Genomic DNA, 20,788 nt, shown 5'->3' with positions numbered 1-20,788 from the left:
TAACATATTTAAAATTTTCTACGCCACGCTTACGCTCACAGAAACGGCTGATATAGCATCCACACTACGTTCTCCCCTTGAGTCGCCCCAACGGGTGCTCAAAACGCCGCGAGTGTTGTTCAGGCACATCCAGGATAAGTTATAAGTGAATGACACTCATTTCTGACCACATTTTCATTTATGATAAGAATATCGTCAGAATCTCTTTATCGCATAAAAATACCTCTGCTATTGACTTAATATTTAATTTAACAGATGTCGCGGTTTATTCGTTCTGCTCAGATGTATTTCATTGACATTAATAAAACCATAAATAAATTCAGTTAAAATAATTTGTTAATAATGACAAGCTTTAGACGCTATGACTTTTAATAAGAAATTTCCTGCCAGTAAAGATAGTCTGGACTTACGGGTGCAAGGGCGCAGCAACATATGCCACACTTCTGTTATGTCACATTGTCCGAAAAAAGCGTCCAGACCAGTATTCAACTTCAGGGAGTATTCTGTTTTCTCTCACAACGGGTTGTTTTATCCTTTCTATCGTTCAGCTAATTACTCGCCTGTCACAGGTTTTACTACTTACCCATGCACTAATTAGGGTAAAATTTACGCGCTTGACAATGTGGCAAATCTGGACGATTTCCGCGCTGAAAACAATAATCATTCTAATAAAACTCAGGAGATACAGCATGCCTGAAGTAACACCTTTTCAGGTGCTTATTGTGGACGACCATCCACTTATGCGGCGAGGTATTCGTCAATTACTGGAACTGGACCCGGCTTTTCATGTCGTTGCCGAAGCGGGTGACGGGGCGAGTGCGATCGATCTGGCGAATCGCATTGAGCCCGATCTGATCCTGCTGGATCTGAATATGAAAGGTCTGAGCGGGTTAGATACCCTGAACGCGCTACGCCGGGATGGTGTGACGGCGCAAATTATTATTCTTACCGTCTCGGATTCCGCCAGCGACATCTACGCGCTGATCGACGCCGGCGCCGACGGTTATCTGCTCAAAGATAGCGATCCGGAAGTGCTGCTGGAGGCCATTCGCAAAGGCGCTAACGGCGGTAAAGTCTTTAGCGATCGGGTCAATGAATATCTGCGTGAGCGCGAACGGTTTGGCGCGCAGGAAGATCCCTTTAGTATCCTGACCGAACGAGAGTTAGATGTCTTGCATGAGCTGGCGCAGGGGCTTTCTAACAAACAAATTGCGTCAGTACTGAATATTTCTGAGCAGACGGTTAAGGTGCACATTCGTAATCTACTTCGCAAGCTAAACGTGCGCTCGCGCGTCGCGGCGACCATTCTATTTTTACAAACACGCGGAATGCAGTAACAAGCCAGGCCCGGTGGCGCCGCGCCACCGGGCCGTCAGGGTCTTATTTCTCCTGCGCCAGCCGGATACTGCGCTCTATCACCGCCCGCCGGGCGTCACCCGCCGGCAGTAACTTCAGCATCATCTCCCAGGCCGCCACCGCCTCGCCAAAGCGCTGCTGCTCAAAGGCGCTGAACGCATACAGGCTTAACACCCGGATATCCGTGTGGTCGCGGCTCACCAGCTGACGCAGCAGCTCCCCGCCGCGGCGGTTATCCTCCGGGTCGGACGAGCGCGTCAGCGCCTCCGCGTAGCCCAGCGCCGCATCGCGGTTTTTCGGGTCCAGACGGTAAGCGTTTGCATAGGCCCCGGTGGCGGTACCGGCATTACCCAGTACCATACCGGTGCGCCCCAGCATGAGCCAGCCCTCAACATTGCCGGCATCATTCTGCAGGCGGGTGCGCAGCCCCAGCGCCAGCCGCGCCATCTCCTCCTCATTCAGCGGCTGCGCCTGCGGGTCCAGCGCCCGCGCCAGCAGTCCCGGCGTCTGCGCCGTTGCCTGCTGCCAGGCCCTCACCTGCGGATAGCTGCCGGTCTGTGAGTAACTGATGGCGGCCACGACCAGCGCCATAACCACGCCCGGCACGTAAGCACCCCACCCGGCGCGCGGTCCCGCCGCAGGAATGGCGTCGGCCAGGACGTCCTGTCTGATACGCACCCGCCGGCGCGTGCGGGCGACGATTATCCACCCGCCCGCCACGATGGTGGCCAGCGGCAGCACCCACAGCAGCACCGTCAGCGGGGTCAGCGGCGGGTCGTAGGTGACAAAGTTGCCGTAGCGCGCCACCATGTAATCGATGATTTCCTGGCGGCTCTTCCCCTCCTGCATCAGGTCATACACCCTGCGGCGCATGTCGGTGGCTATCATCGCGTTCGAGTCCGCAATGCTGTTGTTCTGGCATTTCGGGCAGCGCAGCTGCTCCGTGAGCTGGCGGAACTGCTGCTCCTGCGCTTCATCTTTAAACGGCATCACGTCGGTGGTCGCCCGCGCTGACCCGGCGATAACCAGCACCAGCATCAGCATCACCATGCCCGGTAACAGTCTCATTGCGCCGCCTCCCGGCTGTATCTGTCCCACAGCGGTTTCAGTTCACTTTCCCATACCCGGGCATTCAAATCGCCCGCATGGCGGTAGCGGATAATCCCCCTGCCGTCGATGAGGAAGGTTTCCGGCGCGCCGTACACGCCCAGGTCCAGCCCCAGCATCCCGTCGCTGTCCGATAAACTCAGCGCATACGGGTTGCCCAGTTCCTTTAACCAGGCCACCGCCTTCGCCCGGTCGTCCTTATAGTTCAGCCCCACCACCCGGATACCCTGCGCAGAAAGCTGGTTCAGGTACTGATGCTCGGCGCGGCAGGTCGGGCACCAGGTGGCCCAGACGTTAAGCAGCACCGGTTTCCCCTGCGTCAGCACCTCCGCCTGATAGTACTGACCCGGCGTCTCCAGTGATTCCAGGCGGAACGCCGGCACCGGCTTTCCGGTCAGCGCCGATTCGAGATTCGTCGGGTCATCGCCCTGCGCGTTGCGCGCCAGCTGCCACAGCAGCGCCGCGGCAATCAGCAGAAAAATCAGCAGCGGTAATAACAGTACGTTGCGTTTCATCCGGCCTCCGGCAATGGTTTACGGCGGCGGTAGCGCGGGTCCGCCAGGCACAGCAGCCCGCCCAGCGCCATCAGCAGTCCCCCGGCCCATATCCAGCGGACAAACGGTTTGTAGTACAGGCGCACGGCCCACGCGCCGTTGTCCAGCTCCTCCCCGAGCGCGGCGTACAGGTCGCGGGTCAGCCCGCCGTCAATCGCCGCCTCGGTCATCACCATCCGGCTGGTGTTGTAGAGCCGTTTCTCCGCGTGCAGCACCGCCTCCGGCTCGCCGTGGCGCGTCACCCCGATGAGGGCCACCCCGCCGCGGTAGTTGGGCCCGGTGATGTCCCGCACCTCCCGGAAGGTGAAGCGGTAGTCGTGAATGGTCACGCTGTCGCCCGCCCGCATCCGCACGTCACGCTCCACGCTGTAATTCTGGCTGAAGGCGATGCCGGTAATCGTCACCGCCAGCCCGAGGTGCGCCGCCACCATTCCCCAGTAGCTGAGAGAGGTTTTCGTGCCGCGGGACACGCGCTGTACGGCTTCGGCCACCGCCAGCACCGCAATCCAGCAGGCCATCGCCATCCCCACCGCCGTCATGGCGATGATTTTATCTTCCAGCAGCCATGGCAAAAGTACCGACAGCACCAGGGTGGAGACCAGGGCGGTGAGCAGCAGCGTCCTGATGTTACGCGGCCGGTCCCGGCCCCAGCGCACCAGCGGCCCCACCCCCAGCAGCAGGGCAAAGGGGACCATCAGCCAGGTGAACATGGTGTTAAAGAACGGCTCCCCCACCGAAATGCTGCCCAGCCCCAGCTGTTTGTGCACCAGCGGCAGCAGGGTGCCCAGCAGCACCACCAGCATGGCGGCCATCAGCAGGACGTTGTTGCCGAGCAGCAGCGACTCGCGCGACCACAGCGCGTTGTTCACCCGCGAACGCACCCTGTGCCCGCGCACGGCGAACAGCAGCAGCGAGCCGCCGGTGACCAGCACCATAAAGGCGAGGATAAACATTCCGCGCGCCGGGTCGGAGGCGAAGGCGTGCACCGACACCAGCACCCCGGAGCGCACCAGGAAGGTGCCCAGCAGGCACAGCGAGAAGGCGCAGATGGACAGCAGCAGCGTCCACGCCTTAAAGCCGGCGCGCTGTTCGGTGACCGCCAGCGAGTGCAGCAGGGCGGTGCCCGCCAGCCACGGCATAAAGGAGGCGTTCTCCACCGGGTCCCAGAACCACCAGCCGCCCCAGCCCAGCTCGTAGTAGGCCCACGCCGAGCCGAGCACGATGCCCAGCGTCAGGAACACCCACGCCGCCAGCGTCCACGGACGGGCAAAACGGGTGAACGCGCTGTCCAGACGCCCGCTCAGCAGCGCGGCGATGGCGAAGGCGAAGGCCACCGAGAAGCCGACATAGCCCATGTACAGCAGCGGCGGGTGGAAAATCAGCCCCGGGTCCTGCAGCAGCGGGTTCAGGTCGCGCCCCTCCACCGGAAAGGCCGGCAGCGTGCGGGCGAACGGGCCGGAGGTGAACAGGATGAACGCCAGAAAACCGGCGCAGACCATCCCCATCACCGCCAGCACCCGGGCGACGATATCCGCCGGCACCTGCCGGCTGAACACCGCCACCGCCAGGGTCCAGCCGCTCATCAGCAGCACCCACAGCAGCAGCGAGCCCTCGTGCGCCCCCCAGGTGGCGGCCACCCGGTACCACACCGGCAGCTGCGTGTTCGAGTTGCCGGCGACATAGGCCACGGTGAAGTCGTTAACCACAAAGGCGTGCACCAGCACGAAAAACGCGCCCGCCACGCAGATAAACAGCAGCCAGGCGAACACCCCGGCCGACGCCATCATCCGCGCGTCACCGCGCGCCACGCCCCACAGCGGGTAAACGGACAGCAGCAGCGCCACGCCGAGCGCCAGGCACAGCAGCGCGTGGCCGTATTCAGGCATCATGATGAGGTGTCCTTATCAGCGCGTTGCGGGCGGCGGTGGTTTTCCTGCATCGCCTTTTCCACTTCCGGCGGGGTGTAGTTCTCGTCATGTTTGGCCAGCACCTCGTGCGCCAGGACGTGGTTGCCCTTCTCCAGGGTGCCCTGCACCACCACCCCCTGCCCCTCGCGGAACAGGTCCGGCAGTATCCCCTCATAGCTCACCGTCACCGACCCTTCGGCGTCGTAGAGACTGAAGTTCACCTTCAGCGAGTCCGGGTCGCGCCTGACACTGCCGGGCATCACCATCCCGCCGACGCGCAGGCGCTGGCCCGCCGCCGGCAGCTGCTGCGTCTCGCGCTTGCCGTAGAGGATTTCGCCGGGGGTATAGAACAGGTCGATATTCGCGCGCAGCGCGTACAGGACCAGGGCGGTGGTCAGCGCCAGGCCCGCCAGCACCGCGCAGACCACCCATAGCCGGTTTTTACGTCGCAGGTTCACGCGGCCTCCTGTTGCGCCTGTGCGGCACGCATCCGCGCCTCGCGCGCCCGCTGCTGCGCCACGCCGCGCAGAATGGCCCGGCGCTGCAGCACCGTGTGCAGCGCCAGCAGCGCCAGCGGCGCCACGGTCATCGCCACCGCCAGCCAGACAAAAAAGGCGTACCCGCCCATGGCGAAAAAATCGCTCCACGATGAAAATGCCGGACTCACCGGTGCCCCCTTTTCAGTATCAGTTCGCTCACCCACGGGCGGCGTTTTTCCATCAGTAAAATCAGGTTGCGCATCCGCATCAGCGAAAGCGTCATAAAGAGCAGCAGGTAGCCGGCGATGGCCCAGCGCAGCGGCGAGCGCATCGCCGGGTCGATGCTCTGCTGCATCCGCGTCGAGCCCTGGTGCAGGGTGTTCCACCACTCGACGGAATAGTGGATAACCGGCAGGTTCACCACGCCGACCAGCACCAGAATGCCCGCCGCGCGCCCGGCCATTTTACGGTCGTCAAAGGCGTGCCACAGGGCGATGACCCCGGCGTAGAGAAACAGCAGCACCAGCTCCGAGGTCAGGCGCGCGTCCCACACCCACCAGGTGCCCCACATCGGTTTGCCCCACGCCGCGCCGGTGACCAGCGCGATGAAGGTGTACACCGCCCCCACCGGCGCCATCGCCGCGACGGCAAGGCTGGCCATTTTCATCTGCCAGACCAGCCCGGTGAACGCCGCCACCGCCATCGCCGCATAGATACCCATTGACCAGATGGCCGCCGGGACATGCAGGTACATAATGCGGTAGCCCTCCCCCTGCTGGTAGTCCGCCGGGGCGAAACCAAAGCCCCGGACCCAGCCGGTGGCCAGCGCGATGATGCCGGCCGCCGCCAGCCACGGCACGAGCCTGCCGCAAATCTGATACAGCCGGGGCGGCGCCGCCAGCTGATGAAGGGTTTTCCACATAGTCGTCACCTGACCTCCTGAAACCAGTAAAATGTCCGTCGTGCCGGGGCGCTACTGCGTACTGATGCGCAGCGCCGCCGCGGTGGCGAACGGGCTTAACGTCGCGCTGCCCGCCAGCAGCGCCCCCAGCACCGCCAGATAGCCGTCAACGGGTAAATGCATCGATGCCGCGTCCATCGCCGCGGTGGCGAAAATCAGCACCGGGACACTCAGCGGCAGCACCAGAATGCCCAGCAGGACGCCGCCGCGCCGCAGCCCGGCCGTCAGCGCAACGCCCGGCGCGGCGAGAAACCCCAGCGCCGGCGTGCCGAGCAGCAGCGTCAGCGCCATGATTTTCCAGCCGTACACGTCCATCCCCAGCAGCAGCGCCACCAGCGGGGAGAGCATCATCAGCGGCAGGCCGGTCACCGCCCAGTGGGCCAGCACCTTCGCCAGTACCACCGCCGGCAGCGGCACCGGCAGCAGCATCAGCTGCTCCAGGCTGCCGTCCTGCAGGTCGTCGCGAAACAGCCGCTCCAGCGCCAGCAGCGAGGCCAGCAGCGCCGCCACCTGGATGATGCCCGGCGCGATACGCGCCAGCAGCTGCGGCTGCGGCCCGACGCTTAACGGAAACAGGGTGATGACCATCAGGAAGAACCACAGCGGGCCGGCGATGTCCGCGCCGTGGCGGAACGCCACGCGCAGCTCGAGACAGAAGACACGCCACATCACAGCCCCGTCCCCCCGCCGGTCAGCGCCAGGCGGCGGACGGTGTCCGCAGCCCCCGGCAGCGGCTGGTGGGTGGTGAGAATGACCATCCCGCCCTGCGCCGTGTGCGCCGCCATCCGCCGGGTGAGGCGCGCCACGCCGTTAACGTCAATGGCGGTGAACGGTTCGTCGAGCACCCACAGCGCGGCGCGGGTCAGCCACAGGCGGGCCAGCGCCACCCGGCGCTGCTGCCCGGCCGAGAGCTGAGCGACCGGCACATCCTCAAATCCCGCCAGCCCGGCCTGCGCCAGCGCCTCCGGGAGGCGCGCGCCGTCGCCGGGGTGGAAGAAGTGCAGGTTCTCCCGCGCCGTCAGGCGGGTTTTTATCCCCGGCTGGTGCCCTATCCACAGCAGGCTGCGATGGAAACTGTCGCGCACGCGACGCAGGGGCTCGCCCTGCCAGTACACCTCCCCGCCGTCCGGGCGCGCCAGCCCGGTCAGCAGGCGCAGCAGGGTGGTTTTTCCCGCGCCGTTGCCGCCGGTGACCTGCACCCACTCCCCGGCCTCCACGGTGAACGACAGCCCGCGAAACAGCGTCCTCTCGTCCCGCTCGCAGTACAGATCTCTGGCTTCAAGCATTCCCACTCATCAACGTCCTGTCAGAAACCTGGTTTAACATCACGCATATCCGGCAGTTTATGCGCGATCCCTTTGTGGCAATCGATACAGGTCTGTCCATCTTTTACCGCCTGATCGTGCATTTTCGCCGCGACGCCTTTTTGCGCGGTCAGATCCATAAAGTCGAAATTGTGGCAGTTACGGCATTCCTGCGAGTTGTTGTCTTTCATGCGCCGCCACTCATTTTGTGCCATTGTCAGGCGATGAGCTTCAAATTTCTGCGGTGTATCTATCAGCCCAAATACCTTCGCATACAGCTCTTTACTGGCTTTGATCTTACGGATCATCTTCGGCCCCCACTCATGCGGCACATGGCAGTCAGGACAGGTGGCACGAACGCCGCTACGGTTGTTGTAGTGGACGGTTTCCATATACTCCTCATACACCGTGTTGCGCATTTCATGGCAGCTAATACAAAACTCTTCGGTGTTAGCCTTTTCCATTCCGGTATTGAAGCCGCCCCAGAAGATGATGCCGCCGATAAAACCGATTAACAGCAGCGTCCCCAACGCCAGGCGGCTGGGGCTGCGCCACCATCGCCAGACGCGCTTTATCCAGCCGGGTTTACGGTTAGAATTTTCCATAATGACCTCTTATTTCCCGTAACCTTGCGAGGGGGTAAAGGTATTGTCGATAATCGGCGCGGTATCAGACTGCGGTACGTGGCACTGCAGGCAGAAATAACGACGCGGCGCGACGTTGCCCGACACTTTACCGTCGCTGTCCATAAAGTGCGTCGGACTGATACGCGGCGCGCCCGTCGTACGATAACTTTCCACGCCGTGGCATTGCAGACAGCGGTTGGTATTGGTCGTCACCTGGTAGCCCTCGACGCTGTGCGGGATCATCGGCGGCTGGTTGACGTAATTTAGCGGCATACGTTCCTGCTCTTTCGGCATACGAATCGCCCCTTCCTGCGTCCCGGATACTTCCGGCGACTGGCTCAGATCCACTCCGTTTGCCGCCCAAACCGCACCACTTACCACCAGGGCAAGCGTGGCCATCCATTGACACAGCGCTTTCATCAGGTCATGGCTTTTCATTGTTTCGCTCCCGAACTCCATCGCATTTACACTTCATCCTTCGAGCTGCCTCTTTGTTGGCTGCGCTCGAAAATCCCAGTCACATCGTTATCTATGCTCCCGGGGATTTCCTCGCTTACCGCCGCGATGCATCCCGAATGATGTTGCGTATCGTTATTGTAAAAACATCCTCAGAACAGACATCCACGCAGCGACCGCAGGTCATGCAGTCGCGGTGAGTGACCTGCGCCGGGCTTTGCTCATCCAGCACCGGCGCACGTAGCACATGCGGTTCCGGGCAAACATGAAAACAATCCATACAGCGATTACATTTCTCACGTTTTTTGGCCGTCACGGTCACTACGCCTTTACTGCCTAGCACGCCATACAGCGCGCCCATCGGGCAAATATGACCGCACCAACCGTGCTCAACGACTAATAAATCAAATAAAAACAAAGCAATAATCAACAACGCGCCGCTACTAAATCCCATAATCAGACTACGACCTAACAGCGACACGGGATTAATCCATTCCCACAGCAGCGTGCCGGTCAACGCCGAACCGATTAACACCACCACCAGAAGGACGTACCGTATATGGCGTGGAATCGTCGCAGACTGGTTCAGGTCAAATTTCCTGCGCATCCAGTTAGCCAAATCGGTAACGGGGTTTAGCGGGCAAACCCAACTGCAAAATAATCGCTTTCCCGCCAGCGCATACAGCACAGCGATAATCACTGCTCCCGTCAGCGCCACGGTAGCGGGAAGATGTCCACTGGCGAGACTTTCCAGGGTAATCAGCGGATCGGTCAACGGGAGGGTATCGAACAGCAAACTACTGCTGTAGTTGCCATGCAAAACCCAAAAGCCCAGCCACGGGCCGCTGAGAAACATCCCCAGCACCATAAACTGGCTGATACGGCGTAACACCAGCCAACGGTGGCTACGCCACCAGCCTTTTTTCGCCCGCGCTTCTCGCCCGGCGTCGCGTTTACGATTTGCCATCTTTCCCCTCCAGCCAGCCGAAGCGGTAATGGTGTCCTAACTCCCCTTTCGCCAATGACAACGGCAACACTTTTATCGCTGGTTGCTCCAGTACGCAGACTTTTTCGCATTTGCCGCAGCCGGTACAGGCGTCGCTGTGTACGGTGGGCAGAAAGCGCGCATGTTTGCCGGTGCGCATGTTGCGATCCAGCTCCAGCGTGATGGCCTCATCGATTTTCGGGCATTCGCGGTAACAAACGTCGCAGCGCAGCCCCTGAAAGTTGAGGCAGTTTTCCTGATCCAGCAGCACCGCCAGCCCCATGCGCGAGTCATCAATGGAGGCGATATCTTTATTCAGCGCCCCGCTGGGGCAGACTTTGGCGCACGGAATGTCTTCACACATTTCGCAGGGGATGTCGCGAGCGACGAAATAGGGCGTGCCTGCCGATAGCCCGGAGGCCAGCGTCGCCAGTTTTAGCGTGTCGTATGGACACGCCTGAACGCACTGCCCGCAGCGCACACAGGCGCTGGCGAAGACATTTTCATTCAGCGCGCCAGGCGGACGCAGCCGCACGCCCGATGCGCGCGCGGTTTGCTGTTGCAAGCCCAGCGCCACGCCAACCGCCGCCAGCCCGCCCGCAGTGCGCACAACATCACGCAGGAAGCGGCGGCGGCCATTTTGGGGTTTCGCTGTACGGGACATAACGCGTTACACCTTCGCCAGCTTAACGGCGCACTTCTTGAAGTCCGTCTCTTTAGAGAGCGGGTCCGTCGCATCCAGCGTCAGGTTGTTCACTAGCTGAGCGGCATCGAAGAACGGCATATACACCAGTCCCTGCGGCGGACGGTTACGTCCACGCGTTTCGACAATCGAAATCACTTCGCCGCGGCGGGACGACACTTTAACCTTATCCCCACGACGCAGATCGCGCGCTTTCGCATCCAGCGGGTGAATAAAGACCACCGCTTCCGGGAAGGCGCGATGCAATTCAGGCACGCGGCGCGTCATACTGCCGGTATGCCAGTGTTCCAGCACGCGACCGGTGGAAAGCCACAGATCGTACTCGTTGTCCGGCGACTCCGCCGCGGGTTCAAATGGCAGCGCGAAGATCACCGCTTTGCCATCCGGTTTACCGTAGAATTTGTACCCTTCCCCCGCTTTTACATACGGGTCGTTGCCTTCGCTGTAACGCCATTGCGTCTCTTTGCCTTCGACGACCGGCCAGCGCAGACCGCGCGCGTTGTGGTAATCGTCGAACGGCGCCAGATCGTGCCCGTGGCCACGTCCAAACCAGGCGTATTCTTCAAACAGCCCTTTTTGCAGATAGAAGCCCAGCTCACGAGACTCATCGTTTAACTGATCCTCTTTCAGCTCGCTCAGCGGGAATTTGCTGACCGCCGGCGTGGCGAACAGAACGTCATACAGCGTTTTGCCGCGCAGCTCCGGCTTCTGAGCCAACAACGCCTCCGGCCAGACCTCCTCGGTTTTAAAACGACGGGAGAACTGCACCAGTTGCCAGAGGTCGGATTTAGCTTCGCCCGGCGCTTTAATTTGCTGACGCCAGAACTGCGTGCGGCGTTCGGCGTTGCCGTAAGCGCCTTCTTTCTCAACCCACATGGCGGTCGGCAGGATCAGATCCGCAGACAGCGCGCTCACCGTCGGGTAAGGATCGGAAACAATGATAAAGTTACGCGGATCGCGCCAGCCCGGCATCCGATCTTCATTGATGTTCGGCCCGGCCTGCATATTGTTATTACACATTACCCAGTAGACGTTCAGCTTGCCGTCTTTCAACGCGCGATCCTGCGCCACCGCGTGTAAACCCACTTTTGCCGGAATAGTGCCAGCGGGGATCTGCCAGTGTTTTTCGCAGATATCACGGTGTTTTTCGTTCGTCACGACCATGTCTGCGGGTAGACGGTGTGAGAAGGTTCCCACTTCACGCGCCGTACCGCAGGCGGAAGGCTGGCCTGTCAGCGAGAAAGGACCGCAGCCAGGCTGGGAGATTTTTCCGGTCAGCAGATGGAGGTTGTAAACCAGGTTATTCGCCCACACGCCGCGGGTATGCTGGTTAAAACCCATCGTCCAGTAAGAGATCACGCGCTTATTCGGATCGGCGTAGAGCTGTGCCAACTGTTCCAGTTGATCTTTCGGCACGCCGGTCATTTCAGCGGTCTTGTCCAGCGTATATTCTGCCACGAAGGCTTTATACTCGTCGAAGCTCATCGGCTCGGAAGCGTCGGAGCCCGGATTCTTCGCCGCTTTTTCCAGCGGGTGCGTCGGGCGTAAGCCGTAGCCGATATCCGTCGCCCCTTTACGCAGGTTCACATGCTTTGTGAAGAAATCCTGATTTACCGCGTTGTTCTGAATAATGTAATTCGCGATATAGTTAAGGATCACCAGATCGCTTTGCGGGGTAAAGACAATACCGTTGTCCGCCAGTTCAAAGCTGCGGTGCTGGAAGGTGGAGAGGACGGCAACCTTCACGTTCGGGTCGGACAAACGGCGGTTAGTGATGCGCGACCATAAAATCGGGTGCATCTCCGCCATGTTGGAACCCCACAGCACAAACGCATCGGCCTGCTCAATATCGTCGTAGCAGCCCATCGGTTCATCCATGCCAAAGGTGCGCATAAAGCCCACCACCGCCGAGGCCATGCAGTGACGCGCATTCGGGTCGATGTTGTTAGAGCGGAAACCAGCCTTGAACAGTTTCGCGGCGGCATAGCCTTCCCAGATGGTCCATTGACCCGATCCAAACATGCCGATCGCTTCTGGTCCTTTCTCTTTCAGGGAGGTTTTAAACTTCTCTTCCATCACATCGAAGGCCTGTTCCCAGCTCACCGGCGTAAACTCGCCGTCTTTGTGATAGCTGCCGTCTTTCATGCGCAGCATCGGCTGCGTCAGACGATCTTTACCGTACATGATTTTGGGCAGGAAGTAGCCTTTAATGCAGTTCAGACCACGGTTGACCGGCGCGTCGGGGTCGCCCTGGCAGGCGACCACACGGCCCTGCTGCGTTCCCACCAACACACCGCACCCCGTTCCGCAAAAACGGCACGGCGCTTTATCCCATTTGATGGCTTCCTGCTGCCCGACAACGGCGCGGGCGACGCCCGGCACGCTCAGACCGGCAGCCGCCGCAGCGGCCGCAACGGCGTTAGCTTTCATAAAGCTACGACGACTGAGTTTCATGGTGTTTCCTCACCTTGCTCATCCTGCTGGTGATAAACCAGCGACACCGCCAGTACGCCCTCGACATTGCGTACTGACTCAATTGTTTGCATCAGCGTTTCACTCTGATCTGCTTCCGCCACCACGATCAGCTGCCCGCTTTCAACGTCGCTTAACGCGACTTCGCAACCCGGCAACGTGTTCAACTGTGTGCCAATGGCGGCGATATTCTGACTTTTGGCCTGCACGACCAGGCTACAGACCTGCCAGTTAGTGCGCATGGTGGTTCTCCGCTTTGATGGCTGACACGGGACAGATAGCCACACACGCCCCGCATCCGTTACAAGCCTGCGAGTCAAGCTGCGGCTGGTAAATACCGGATAACGTGGGGCGAAAGGTAATGGCCATAGGTTCACAACTGTCCTGGCAACGATGGCATTCAACCGATTGCCTGGCGAGGCAGTTTTCCGTGAGTGTAAAAATTAAATCCCAGGCCCTGGTGTGGCGCGGAAGAAAGAGAGATTCGGGACAGGCCTGCGCACAGGCATAACAAAAGCTGCACTCGCCCCGTTTGAAATCTACGCTCGGATATCCCCCCGCCCCTCGCTGCAGGATGTCGGCCTCACACGCCTGGATACAGGCGTCGCAACGCAGACAATGTGCGAGAAAATAGGTCGTTTCTCTGGCCCACGGCGGAAGAATCCCATTGCTGGCGTTGCGCCAACTGCCGGTCAACATGCTTCGACGGGATAAATCAACCATGATATCGCCCTTCCATAACGACACGCTTCCATAGGGAGTGAATGCCAATAAAAACCGTACAATTTATGAGTAGTTATTTTTGTAAATAAGATATTTCAGGATGTGTAAGAGATGCATACCCCGATAGAGGTAAATGCTGTTGCCGGATCAAAAGAGTGCCGGGTAAAGACCCGTAAACGTGCTTTTTCTCACATTTCAATGAGTTGTATAGATATTTATATAGCGAAAACCACTAATAGCTGATAATTTCATTTACATTATCAATATCAGAATATTCCACTATATAAAAAGATGCTATTTTATTAATAATCTTGAAAATATGAGTAAATGCAGATTAATAGATAAAGTGAATATGTTAATCTGTCTCCCATGCATACCGAAAACAGCAGAAAGGAAATACTGTGAACAATCAAATGAAGATGTTTGTCCCTGCCGTCGTCTTCGCCGCCCTCGCCAGCGCCTCTGCCTGGGCTAACAATAGCGATACCGCCCAGCCGCTGGAGAAAATCGCCCCCTATCCGCAGGCGGAAAAAGGAATGAAGCGGCAAGTGATAACCCTTACCCCTCAGCAGGATGAATCTACCCTCAAAGTGGAACTGTTGATTGGTCAAACGCTGAATGTGGATTGTAACCAGCATCGCCTCGGCGGCACGCTGGAAACAAAAACGCTGGAAGGCTGGGGCTATGACTATTATGTCTTTGATAACGTCACCTCTCCGGTATCAACCATGATGGCCTGCCCTGAAGGTAAGAAAGAGCAAAAATTCGTCACCGCCTGGCTGGGTGAAGACGGGATGCTGCGCTACAACAGCAAGCTGCCGATCGTGGTGTATACCCCAGCGAATGTGGACGTGAAATACCGCATCTGGAAAGCGGACGCTAACGTACAGAACGCCGTCGCGCGATAATGTTACGCTGCCCGGTCACACTTACCGGGCATCTGAACACGCCGACTCACGCAGCGCTCCGGGGTTCTTTTTAAAACACGTCTGGAGCCCCGCTCGTCCACCGCAAAAAATACCCCGATGCCTGGTGGCGACGCGTGGCATCTTATCAGGCCTACCCGCGTGCGGACGTAGGGCTGCCATCAGGCGGTTCATCCGGCCATTACGCAGTACGCGCAACCGCATCACGCGAGGCGGCGTCACGTTCGTCGCCGGTGAGTTCGGTTAGCTGCCCGTTACGCATTTCAAGCAGACGATCGGCGTGAATAAAATAGTGATCATCATGGCTGATGGCGAAAATGGTTTTGCCCATTTCCTGCATTAACGGCAACAGTACCTGATAAAACTCCCGGCGGAAATGCGGGTCCTGATCGGCGGCCCACTCATCCAGCAAAATAATATCGCGCTCTTCCGCCAGCGCCAGCAGCAGTGCAATGCGCTTTTTTTGCCCTTTCGACAGTTTAAGATTCAAGATGCGCCCGTCGTTTAGCTCCAGCTTGTGCGTCATTTTCAGGTGCTCAAGCCACTTTTCGACCAGCGCGGGATTGGCGGGTTTCCCCTGCGGCCCCAGCAGGCGGTCGAATAACCACACATCGGTGAACACCGCAGAAAACAGTTTGCGATAATCTTCCGGCTGCCCGGCGGCAATAGGTTGACCGTCAAGTAAAATCGTTCCCGATTGCGGCTGGTATAAACCGGTCAATAACATGGCCAGCGTCGATTTCCCGCTACCGTTGCCGCCAATTAAAAACAGCAGTTCGCCGCGGTGAATCGTCAGGTTGATGGGCCCCACGGAAAACGCGTTATCCTGATAGTGGAAAACCACGTTGCGCAGCTCCAGCGTCTTCCAGTCGGGAAAGGCTTTCGGCTGCGGAAAATCAGGCTTATACGGGGCGAGCGCGAATTTATTCAGTTTATTAAACGCCACCTGGGCGGTCAGTAGCGTTGGCAACGCCCCCACCGCAGACAGCAGCGGCGTGCGCAGGAACAGCAACGTCAGTGAATAGGTCGCCGCGACGTTGGTATCCGCCCAGCCGAGACTATTCGCCATCCAGAAGACCAGGCCTATCGCCCCCAGCATCATGATATTCGACCAGTTGACGGCGCTCAGGTGAAAAGTATCGGCACGGATAATGTGATGACGGTACTCTTTGGCGTCCGGGGTATAGCATTGCTGAAAAATCTGCTCCGCACGCTCGCGGTTTAGCGTCAGCTCTTTGCGTCCTTCCAGCACCGTCTGATAGTCGTTGTACAGCTTATCTTCGGTCTCGCGCAGGGTCGCCATATGCTGGTAAACCCGCGCCACCAGCACAAATCCGCCCCAGATAGTGACCGCCATCCAGATAGCCGTAACCAGCAGCATTTTTGTCGATAGCATCGCCAGATACGCCGCCGAGCCGACGGTGAGGATAATGCCCTGCACCAGCTCAGGCAGACGCACAAAGGCGATAGTAATATTGCGAATATCGCTGGTCAGACCGGCCAGTAAAGAGGCGCTGCCCAGTTGCTCAATGCGTTCAACGTGCGTATCCAGAATGCGCTTGATAAATTCGCTGCGCAGGCGGTAAACGAAATGGTGTCCCAGAGTGGTGAGCGCCAGTTGGGAACCTAATGTGACAACCATTAGCAACAGGAGCAGACCGAGAAATTCCGGCAGCACCATGACGGTGGTGTCCACCGTTTCAATCAGGCGCTGATTGATAAACGCGATCAGGCCAATCCCCAGCGCCGCGCTGGCGAGGCTCAGCGCCATCACGCTAATAAATGGCCAGCGGTACTGCCGCCAGACAAGAATAAGAAGTTCCATGCATACAACCCGGACCGATAATAACAGCCCGCAGTTTAACTAACTCCACCTGCACAGCAATAATAATTCTTATTTTTATTCTTTTTCAGCCGCCTGACGGAAGGTGAGATTGTAACGAAATTCACCGGTCATGGGATGAAAGCCCGCTTTAAGCGGCTGGATACCATGATAAAACAGGCGGGACTCGCCGCCCCAGACCACGATATCGCCATGCTCCAGTAAGATCCGCTGGAGCGGATCGCTGCGACGCAGGCCGCCAAACTGAAAAACCGCCGGCACCCCCAACGAAACTGAGACAATAGGCGCGCGCAGATCCGGCTCGTCTTTATCCTGATGCAGCGACAGTTTTGCGCCAGGCGCGTAGCGATTGATCAGGCAGGCGTCCGGTTGGAAGCTCGCATACCCTGCCGCGATTGCCGCCTGACGACATACGCTGGCAAACGATAACGGCAGCGCAGGCCAGGGTTTATCGGTCAACGGATCGCGCACGGCATAACAATAACCGTGACGATCGGTAGTCCACCCTAACGCGCCGCAGTTGGTCATCGCCACCGACATGGTGTAGCCGCCCGGCGTCACCATCTGACGAAACGGAGACTGACTGGCGACAAACCCGATATCGTCTAATAGCGACTGCGCCGCGCGAAACGCAAAGCGGCGCAACACCACCGCGCCAGGCGCCAGGGGCTCTTGCCAGGGCGCTTCATCAGCAAATAGATCCAGCATTGCTACTCCTCTTTTTGTGCTTCTCGCTTTAATAGCTGCGCTTTTCGACGCACGCCCCAACGATAACCGGAGAGCGCGCCATCGCGACGCACGACCCGATGACACGGGATCACCATCGCCAGTTTATTCGCGCCGCACGCGCTGGCGACCGCGCGTACTGCCGTGGGTTTGCCGATAGTCGCGGCAAGCTGTTGATAGCTTACGGTTTCGCCGCAGGGAATCGCGCATAACGCCTGCCAGACCTGCTGTTGAAACGCGGTTCCCTGGATATCCAGCGGCAACGAGAGCAGCACATCGCGTGTGTTGATAGCCGCGACAACCTGCCGCACCCGTTGCTGAAAAAGCGCGTCAGCAGGTTCGTGGCGGGCCGCCGGGAACAGGGTGTGTAATTCAGCCAGTAGCGCGTCGTCGCTATCACCGGGGAGAATCGCGCAAATCCCCCGCTCGCTCTCCGCCACCAGGCACCGTCCGTAAACCCAGTCCGTCAGCGCATAGCGAACGGAGACATTATCGCCGCCTTTGCGAAACTGTTTTGCCGTCATGCCCAGCGTCTGGTCGGCATGACGGTAGTAGCTACTGCTATCCGGGAAGCCGGCGCGATAAATAGCCGCCGTGATCGGCTCTCCTTTCGCCAACGCCTCACGCAGCCGCCGGGCGCGCCACGCCTGCTGCCACCCTTTCGGCGTCATACCGGTGCTCGCTTTAAACAAACGGTGCAGATGAAACGGGCTCATCGCCACCGCCTGCGCCAGAGACGCCAGCGTTACCGGCGTCTCCTGCTCAAGTAAACGGCAGGCGCAGGCAATCTTATCCAACCGCCGTTGCTGCGCGCGCGCATTATCCGGCTGACAGCGCTTGCAGGGGCGAAAACCGGCGTCCAGCGCCTGCTGCGCGTTGGCAAAAAAGCGAACATTTTTACGTAACGCCCGCTTCGAGTGACAAGAAGGGCGGCAAAAAACGCCGGTGGTTCGCACCGCAAAAACGAAACGCCCATCCGCGCTGGCATCGCGCGCCTGCACCCGCAACCAGCATTCATCATCGGTAAGTAACGCTTTTTTCATCATAGACTCCTTCATTAAGCATAGTGCTTGCTTACATGCAGTGTGTCCGTAAATCCGCCCACAAAAACCCGTAATCTTGCGTTTTAATTCTTATCGCTCACCATGAACGTTTTGAACTGCGGCGACATCCAGGTTTTAAAGCCTTCACCTTCTTTCATGATCATAAAGACCGCCAGCCCTTCCCGCCGCACGACCTCTTGCGCCTTTTGCGTACCAAGCACCATCAGGCCGGTGTCCCAGCCGTCCGCTTCCAGCGCCGTTGGCGCGATGACCGTAACCGATACCAGATTGTGTTCAATGGGGCGCCCCGTTTGCGGATCGATAACGTGCGATACGCGCTTGCCATCCAGCTCGTAATAGTTACGGTAGCTGCCGGAGGTGCTGATGCCATGCCCGTTGATATCCACAATCGCCTGCACCGCGTTTTCCCGGTCGGTCGGCTTCTGAATCGCGACGCGCCACGGCAGCCCCTGCGCATTCATCCCGCGACTGCTTAATGCGCCGCCCACCGAGACCAGATAACGCGCAATGCCCTCCTGCTCCATCAGACGCGCCAGATGATCCGCCGCATAGCCCTCCCCGACCGTGGAGAGATCAACATAAAGATCCGGCAAATCTTTTTGCAAAAACTGATGTCCAGCCCTGTCGATAACCTGCAAATGTTGCAGGCCTGTTTTCGCTTTTGCCGCATCGATTTGTGCTGGCGTTGGGATATGCAGCGGCTGCCGATCCGGTCCAAACCCCCACAGATTGACCAGCGGGCCCACGGTGATATCCATCGCGCCATCCGTCTTCGCGCCAATACGCAGCGCCGAGGTCACGATATCCGCCATGGCTTCGCTGACCGGCCAGGGCGCAAGGCTGCGTGAATGGTTAAAACGCATTAGCGCGGAGTCATTTTTATAGGTAGAAAGCAACCAATCATCAGCATCAAGCTGAGTCTGGATTTTAGTCTGTAACTCTGCGGCGCGTTTCGCATCGATACCAACCACGCTCACCCGCCAGAGGGTCCCCATCGTTTTACCTTCCAGCACCTGAGCGGCAGGTGACGCTGTTGTCGTTTCGGGAGCCTCATCGCAGCCCATAAGTAAAAAAGCCGCCGCCAGACACACGGCCCGGCAAAAAGTCATTTTCATCGCTGTTTATCCTCATTCGAATGGACGCAAGCGTATATCAAAACGTCGTATTTGTACGCCGGAATAAGGCATGAAAAAAGGGCCCGCAGGCCCTTTAGCAACATCTTTTGCTGATTAGAACTGGTAAACCAGACCCAGCGCTACGATGTCGTCGGTGTTGATGCCCGCATCGCGGGTAAAGTCGTTTTTATCCAGCAGGTTGATTTTGTAATCAACATAGGTGGACATGTTTTTGTTGAAGTAGTAAGTCGCGCCGACATCAACATATTTTACGATGTCCTGGTCGCCATAGCTGGCGCCGTAGCCGTTGCTGATGTCCTTACCTTTAGACTGCAGGTAAGCCACAGACGGACGCAGACCAAAGTCGAACTGGTACTGAGCAACCACTTCAAAGTTCTGCGCTTTGTTGGCAAAACCGTAAGAGGTGGACGGGTTGCTACCGTTAGAGGTACCAAAACGGGTTGCGTTATAGGTCTGAGAATACTGCGCTGCCAGATAGATGTTGTTCGCATCGTATTTCAGGCCACCGGTGTAAACCGTGGCGCGATCGCCGTTACCATACAGGCGAGCGTTAGCGGTGTTGTTCTGATCGGCAGTACGTTTAGACGTGGTGATAGCGCCACCGACAGAGAAGCCTTCGCCGATTGCATAAGTCAGCGATCCGCCGTAACCGTCGCCGTTCTGGTTCAGCAGGCTGCGACCGTTGGTGTTTTCACCGCTCACGCTGCCGTTTTTGCCCTGATACTGCAACGCGAAGTCCAGACCATCCACCAGGCCGAAGAAGTCGGTGTTACGGTAGGTGGCATAGCCGTTACCACGCTGCTGCATAAAGTTGTCAGCGCCGTAGGTGTCGCCGCCGAATTCCGGCAGAACGTCGGTCCAGGAGGTCACGTCATAGGTTACGCCGTAGTTACGACCATAATCGAAGGAACCTGCGTCAGCGAATTTCAGACCCGCAAACGCCACACGCGTCCAGGAGTCGTTGCTGCCTTCAGTCTGGTTGCCCTGAATCTGATATTCCCACTGGCCATAACCGGTCAGCTGATCGTTAACCTGCGTTTCGCCTTTGAAGCCGATACGCATGTAGGTCTGGTCGCCGTCGCTGCCTTTGTCGTCAGAGAAGTAGTGCAGGCCATCAACTTTACCAAACAGGTCTAATTTGTTGCCGTCTTTATTATAAATTTCAGCCGCATTCGCTGCGCCCGCCACCAGCAGAGCTGGTACCAGGAGGGACAGTACTTTAACTTTCATGTTATTAACCCTCTGTTATATGCCTTTATTGCTTTTTTATGCCACTGCTTACTGGTTAACCCTCATTAACCAGTCGGCAAGTCCATTCTCCGCAAAAATACAGAATAATCCAACACGAATATGATACTAAAACTTTTAAGATGTTACAGTTATCTACATAGATGTTTCAAAATATGAATTTTACGGAACTTTTTTAAAGCAAAAATCAAGTAAAAATAAGCACAAATAGA

The 20,788-nt window shown here is 58.2% G+C and carries 22 protein-coding genes; 2 read left to right on the top strand and 20 right to left on the bottom strand.

Annotated features, from left to right (window positions below; genetic code table 11):
- Positions 1-689 precede the first annotated feature (689 nt).
- A complete protein-coding gene (narP, locus tag QEN31_RS07830; protein WP_001115498.1) occupies positions 690-1,337 on the top strand; it encodes a nitrate/nitrite response regulator protein NarP in 648 nt (215 codons plus the stop codon).
- A gap of 43 nt (positions 1,338-1,380) precedes the next feature.
- Here narP and QEN31_RS07825 read toward each other — a convergent pair whose 3' ends face one another.
- The 15 genes from QEN31_RS07825 to napF form a co-directional block, all read right to left on the bottom strand.
- Entirely contained in the window at positions 1,381-2,424 is a 1,044-nt protein-coding gene (locus QEN31_RS07825; protein WP_001238333.1) for a cytochrome c-type biogenesis protein CcmH, read from the bottom strand.
- Positions 2,421-2,978 (bottom strand): thiol:disulfide interchange protein DsbE, encoded by a 558-nt coding sequence (dsbE, locus tag QEN31_RS07820; protein WP_000828296.1) that lies wholly within the window; start codon positions 2,976-2,978, stop codon positions 2,421-2,423. Before dsbE ends, QEN31_RS07825 begins: the two co-directional genes overlap by 4 nt.
- A complete protein-coding gene (locus QEN31_RS07815; RefSeq protein ID WP_000982518.1) occupies positions 2,975-4,906 on the bottom strand; it encodes a heme lyase CcmF/NrfE family subunit in 1,932 nt (643 codons plus the stop codon). The genes dsbE and QEN31_RS07815 overlap by 4 nt, the downstream gene beginning before the upstream one ends.
- Positions 4,903-5,382: a cytochrome c maturation protein CcmE gene (gene ccmE / locus QEN31_RS07810; protein ID WP_001053600.1), complete on the bottom strand. Its 480-nt coding sequence runs from the start codon at positions 5,380-5,382 to the stop codon at positions 4,903-4,905. Before ccmE ends, QEN31_RS07815 begins: the two co-directional genes overlap by 4 nt.
- Positions 5,379-5,591: a heme exporter protein CcmD gene (ccmD, locus tag QEN31_RS07805; RefSeq protein ID WP_000074110.1), complete on the bottom strand. Its 213-nt coding sequence runs from the start codon at positions 5,589-5,591 to the stop codon at positions 5,379-5,381. The genes ccmE and ccmD overlap by 4 nt, the downstream gene beginning before the upstream one ends.
- Positions 5,588-6,325, bottom strand: coding sequence for a heme ABC transporter permease (locus tag QEN31_RS07800; protein WP_000265997.1), 738 nt, complete (start codon positions 6,323-6,325; stop codon positions 5,588-5,590). Before QEN31_RS07800 ends, ccmD begins: the two co-directional genes overlap by 4 nt.
- A gap of 51 nt (positions 6,326-6,376) precedes the next feature.
- Positions 6,377-7,036: a heme exporter protein CcmB gene (gene ccmB, locus QEN31_RS07795; RefSeq protein ID WP_000990038.1), complete on the bottom strand. Its 660-nt coding sequence runs from the start codon at positions 7,034-7,036 to the stop codon at positions 6,377-6,379.
- Positions 7,033-7,650, bottom strand: a complete 618-nt coding sequence (gene ccmA / locus QEN31_RS07790) for a cytochrome c biogenesis heme-transporting ATPase CcmA (protein ID WP_023259547.1) — start codon at positions 7,648-7,650, stop codon at positions 7,033-7,035. Before ccmA ends, ccmB begins: the two co-directional genes overlap by 4 nt.
- A gap of 20 nt (positions 7,651-7,670) precedes the next feature.
- A complete protein-coding gene (napC, locus tag QEN31_RS07785) occupies positions 7,671-8,273 on the bottom strand; it encodes a cytochrome c-type protein NapC (RefSeq protein ID WP_000431778.1) in 603 nt (200 codons plus the stop codon).
- A 9-nt stretch (positions 8,274-8,282) separates the two neighbouring features.
- Positions 8,283-8,732, bottom strand: coding sequence for a nitrate reductase cytochrome c-type subunit (napB, locus tag QEN31_RS07780; RefSeq protein WP_000835182.1), 450 nt, complete (start codon positions 8,730-8,732; stop codon positions 8,283-8,285).
- A gap of 115 nt (positions 8,733-8,847) precedes the next feature.
- The gene (gene napH / locus QEN31_RS07775) at positions 8,848-9,717 is read right to left on the bottom strand and encodes a quinol dehydrogenase ferredoxin subunit NapH (RefSeq protein ID WP_000013529.1); all 870 of its coding nucleotides are present in this window, start codon (positions 9,715-9,717) and stop codon (positions 8,848-8,850) included.
- Positions 9,704-10,399: a ferredoxin-type protein NapG gene (gene napG / locus QEN31_RS07770; protein ID WP_000091673.1), complete on the bottom strand. Its 696-nt coding sequence runs from the start codon at positions 10,397-10,399 to the stop codon at positions 9,704-9,706. The genes napH and napG overlap by 14 nt, the downstream gene beginning before the upstream one ends.
- 6 nt (positions 10,400-10,405) lie before the next feature.
- Complete coding sequence (napA, locus tag QEN31_RS07765; protein WP_000778097.1) at positions 10,406-12,892, bottom strand: nitrate reductase catalytic subunit NapA; 2,487 nt, start codon at positions 12,890-12,892, stop codon at positions 10,406-10,408.
- Positions 12,889-13,152 (bottom strand): chaperone NapD, encoded by a 264-nt coding sequence (napD, locus tag QEN31_RS07760; RefSeq protein ID WP_001260058.1) that lies wholly within the window; start codon positions 13,150-13,152, stop codon positions 12,889-12,891. The genes napA and napD overlap by 4 nt, the downstream gene beginning before the upstream one ends.
- Positions 13,142-13,633 carry a ferredoxin-type protein NapF gene (napF, locus tag QEN31_RS07755; protein ID WP_000228064.1) on the bottom strand — a complete coding sequence of 164 codons (492 nt, stop codon included), beginning with the start codon at positions 13,631-13,633 and terminating at the stop codon, positions 13,142-13,144. Before napF ends, napD begins: the two co-directional genes overlap by 11 nt.
- Before the next feature lie 413 nt (positions 13,634-14,046).
- On the opposite strand from napF, the gene eco reads away from it, so the two are divergent.
- Positions 14,047-14,541 (top strand): serine protease inhibitor ecotin, encoded by a 495-nt coding sequence (eco, locus tag QEN31_RS07750; protein ID WP_001550295.1) that lies wholly within the window; start codon positions 14,047-14,049, stop codon positions 14,539-14,541.
- Between the two features lie 199 nt (positions 14,542-14,740).
- Here the strand turns inward: eco and QEN31_RS07745 are convergent, their stop codons facing one another.
- The 5 genes from QEN31_RS07745 to QEN31_RS07725 all read right to left on the bottom strand — a co-directional run bounded on the left by QEN31_RS07745 (position 14,741) and on the right by QEN31_RS07725 (position 20,558).
- Entirely contained in the window at positions 14,741-16,384 is a 1,644-nt protein-coding gene (locus QEN31_RS07745) for a multidrug ABC transporter permease/ATP-binding protein (protein WP_000421589.1), read from the bottom strand.
- Positions 16,385-16,459: 75 nt separating this feature from the next.
- Positions 16,460-17,110, bottom strand: coding sequence for a DNA oxidative demethylase AlkB (alkB, locus tag QEN31_RS07740; protein ID WP_000884991.1), 651 nt, complete (start codon positions 17,108-17,110; stop codon positions 16,460-16,462).
- 2 nt (positions 17,111-17,112) lie between these two features.
- Positions 17,113-18,174, bottom strand: coding sequence for a bifunctional DNA-binding transcriptional regulator/O6-methylguanine-DNA methyltransferase Ada (gene ada / locus QEN31_RS07735; protein ID WP_000975957.1), 1,062 nt, complete (start codon positions 18,172-18,174; stop codon positions 17,113-17,115).
- A gap of 80 nt (positions 18,175-18,254) precedes the next feature.
- Entirely contained in the window at positions 18,255-19,307 is a 1,053-nt protein-coding gene (gene apbE, locus QEN31_RS07730; RefSeq protein ID WP_000784305.1) for an FAD:protein FMN transferase ApbE, read from the bottom strand.
- Positions 19,308-19,421: 114 nt separating this feature from the next.
- The gene (locus QEN31_RS07725) at positions 19,422-20,558 is read right to left on the bottom strand and encodes a porin OmpC (RefSeq protein ID WP_000865526.1); all 1,137 of its coding nucleotides are present in this window, start codon (positions 20,556-20,558) and stop codon (positions 19,422-19,424) included.
- Between the last annotated feature and the right edge of the window lie 230 nt (positions 20,559-20,788).

The organism is Salmonella sp. SA15303, assembly GCF_029962125.1.
Taxonomy (GTDB): Bacteria; Pseudomonadota; Gammaproteobacteria; order Enterobacterales; family Enterobacteriaceae; genus Salmonella; species Salmonella enterica.
The sequence above is the reverse complement of the archived record's forward strand: the minus strand, read 5'-3'. Positions and strand labels throughout refer to the sequence as shown.

Bases quoted from the DNA above. Each gene is read 5' to 3' on its own strand.
- narP (WP_001115498.1), top strand. From the start codon at position 690: ATGCCTGAAGTAACACCTTTTCAGGTGCTTATTGTGGACGACCATCCA.
- QEN31_RS07825 (WP_001238333.1), bottom strand. From the start codon at position 2,424: ATGAGACTGTTACCGGGCATGGTGATGCTGATGCTGGTGCTGGTTATC.
- dsbE (WP_000828296.1), bottom strand. From the start codon at position 2,978: ATGAAACGCAACGTACTGTTATTACCGCTGCTGATTTTTCTGCTGATT.
- QEN31_RS07815 (WP_000982518.1), bottom strand. From the start codon at position 4,906: ATGATGCCTGAATACGGCCACGCGCTGCTGTGCCTGGCGCTCGGCGTG.
- QEN31_RS07800 (WP_000265997.1), bottom strand. From the start codon at position 6,325: ATGTGGAAAACCCTTCATCAGCTGGCGGCGCCGCCCCGGCTGTATCAG.
- ccmA (WP_023259547.1), bottom strand. From the start codon at position 7,650: ATGCTTGAAGCCAGAGATCTGTACTGCGAGCGGGACGAGAGGACGCTG.
- napC (WP_000431778.1), bottom strand. From the start codon at position 8,273: ATGGAAAATTCTAACCGTAAACCCGGCTGGATAAAGCGCGTCTGGCGA.
- napB (WP_000835182.1), bottom strand. From the start codon at position 8,732: ATGAAAAGCCATGACCTGATGAAAGCGCTGTGTCAATGGATGGCCACG.
- napH (WP_000013529.1), bottom strand. From the start codon at position 9,717: ATGGCAAATCGTAAACGCGACGCCGGGCGAGAAGCGCGGGCGAAAAAA.
- napG (WP_000091673.1), bottom strand. From the start codon at position 10,399: ATGTCCCGTACAGCGAAACCCCAAAATGGCCGCCGCCGCTTCCTGCGT.
- napA (WP_000778097.1), bottom strand. From the start codon at position 12,892: ATGAAACTCAGTCGTCGTAGCTTTATGAAAGCTAACGCCGTTGCGGCC.
- napD (WP_001260058.1), bottom strand. From the start codon at position 13,152: ATGCGCACTAACTGGCAGGTCTGTAGCCTGGTCGTGCAGGCCAAAAGT.
- napF (WP_000228064.1), bottom strand. From the start codon at position 13,633: ATGGTTGATTTATCCCGTCGAAGCATGTTGACCGGCAGTTGGCGCAAC.
- eco (WP_001550295.1), top strand. From the start codon at position 14,047: ATGAAGATGTTTGTCCCTGCCGTCGTCTTCGCCGCCCTCGCCAGCGCC.
- QEN31_RS07745 (WP_000421589.1), bottom strand. From the start codon at position 16,384: ATGGAACTTCTTATTCTTGTCTGGCGGCAGTACCGCTGGCCATTTATT.
- alkB (WP_000884991.1), bottom strand. From the start codon at position 17,110: ATGCTGGATCTATTTGCTGATGAAGCGCCCTGGCAAGAGCCCCTGGCG.
- ada (WP_000975957.1), bottom strand. From the start codon at position 18,174: ATGATGAAAAAAGCGTTACTTACCGATGATGAATGCTGGTTGCGGGTG.
- apbE (WP_000784305.1), bottom strand. From the start codon at position 19,307: ATGAAAATGACTTTTTGCCGGGCCGTGTGTCTGGCGGCGGCTTTTTTA.
- QEN31_RS07725 (WP_000865526.1), bottom strand. From the start codon at position 20,558: ATGAAAGTTAAAGTACTGTCCCTCCTGGTACCAGCTCTGCTGGTGGCG.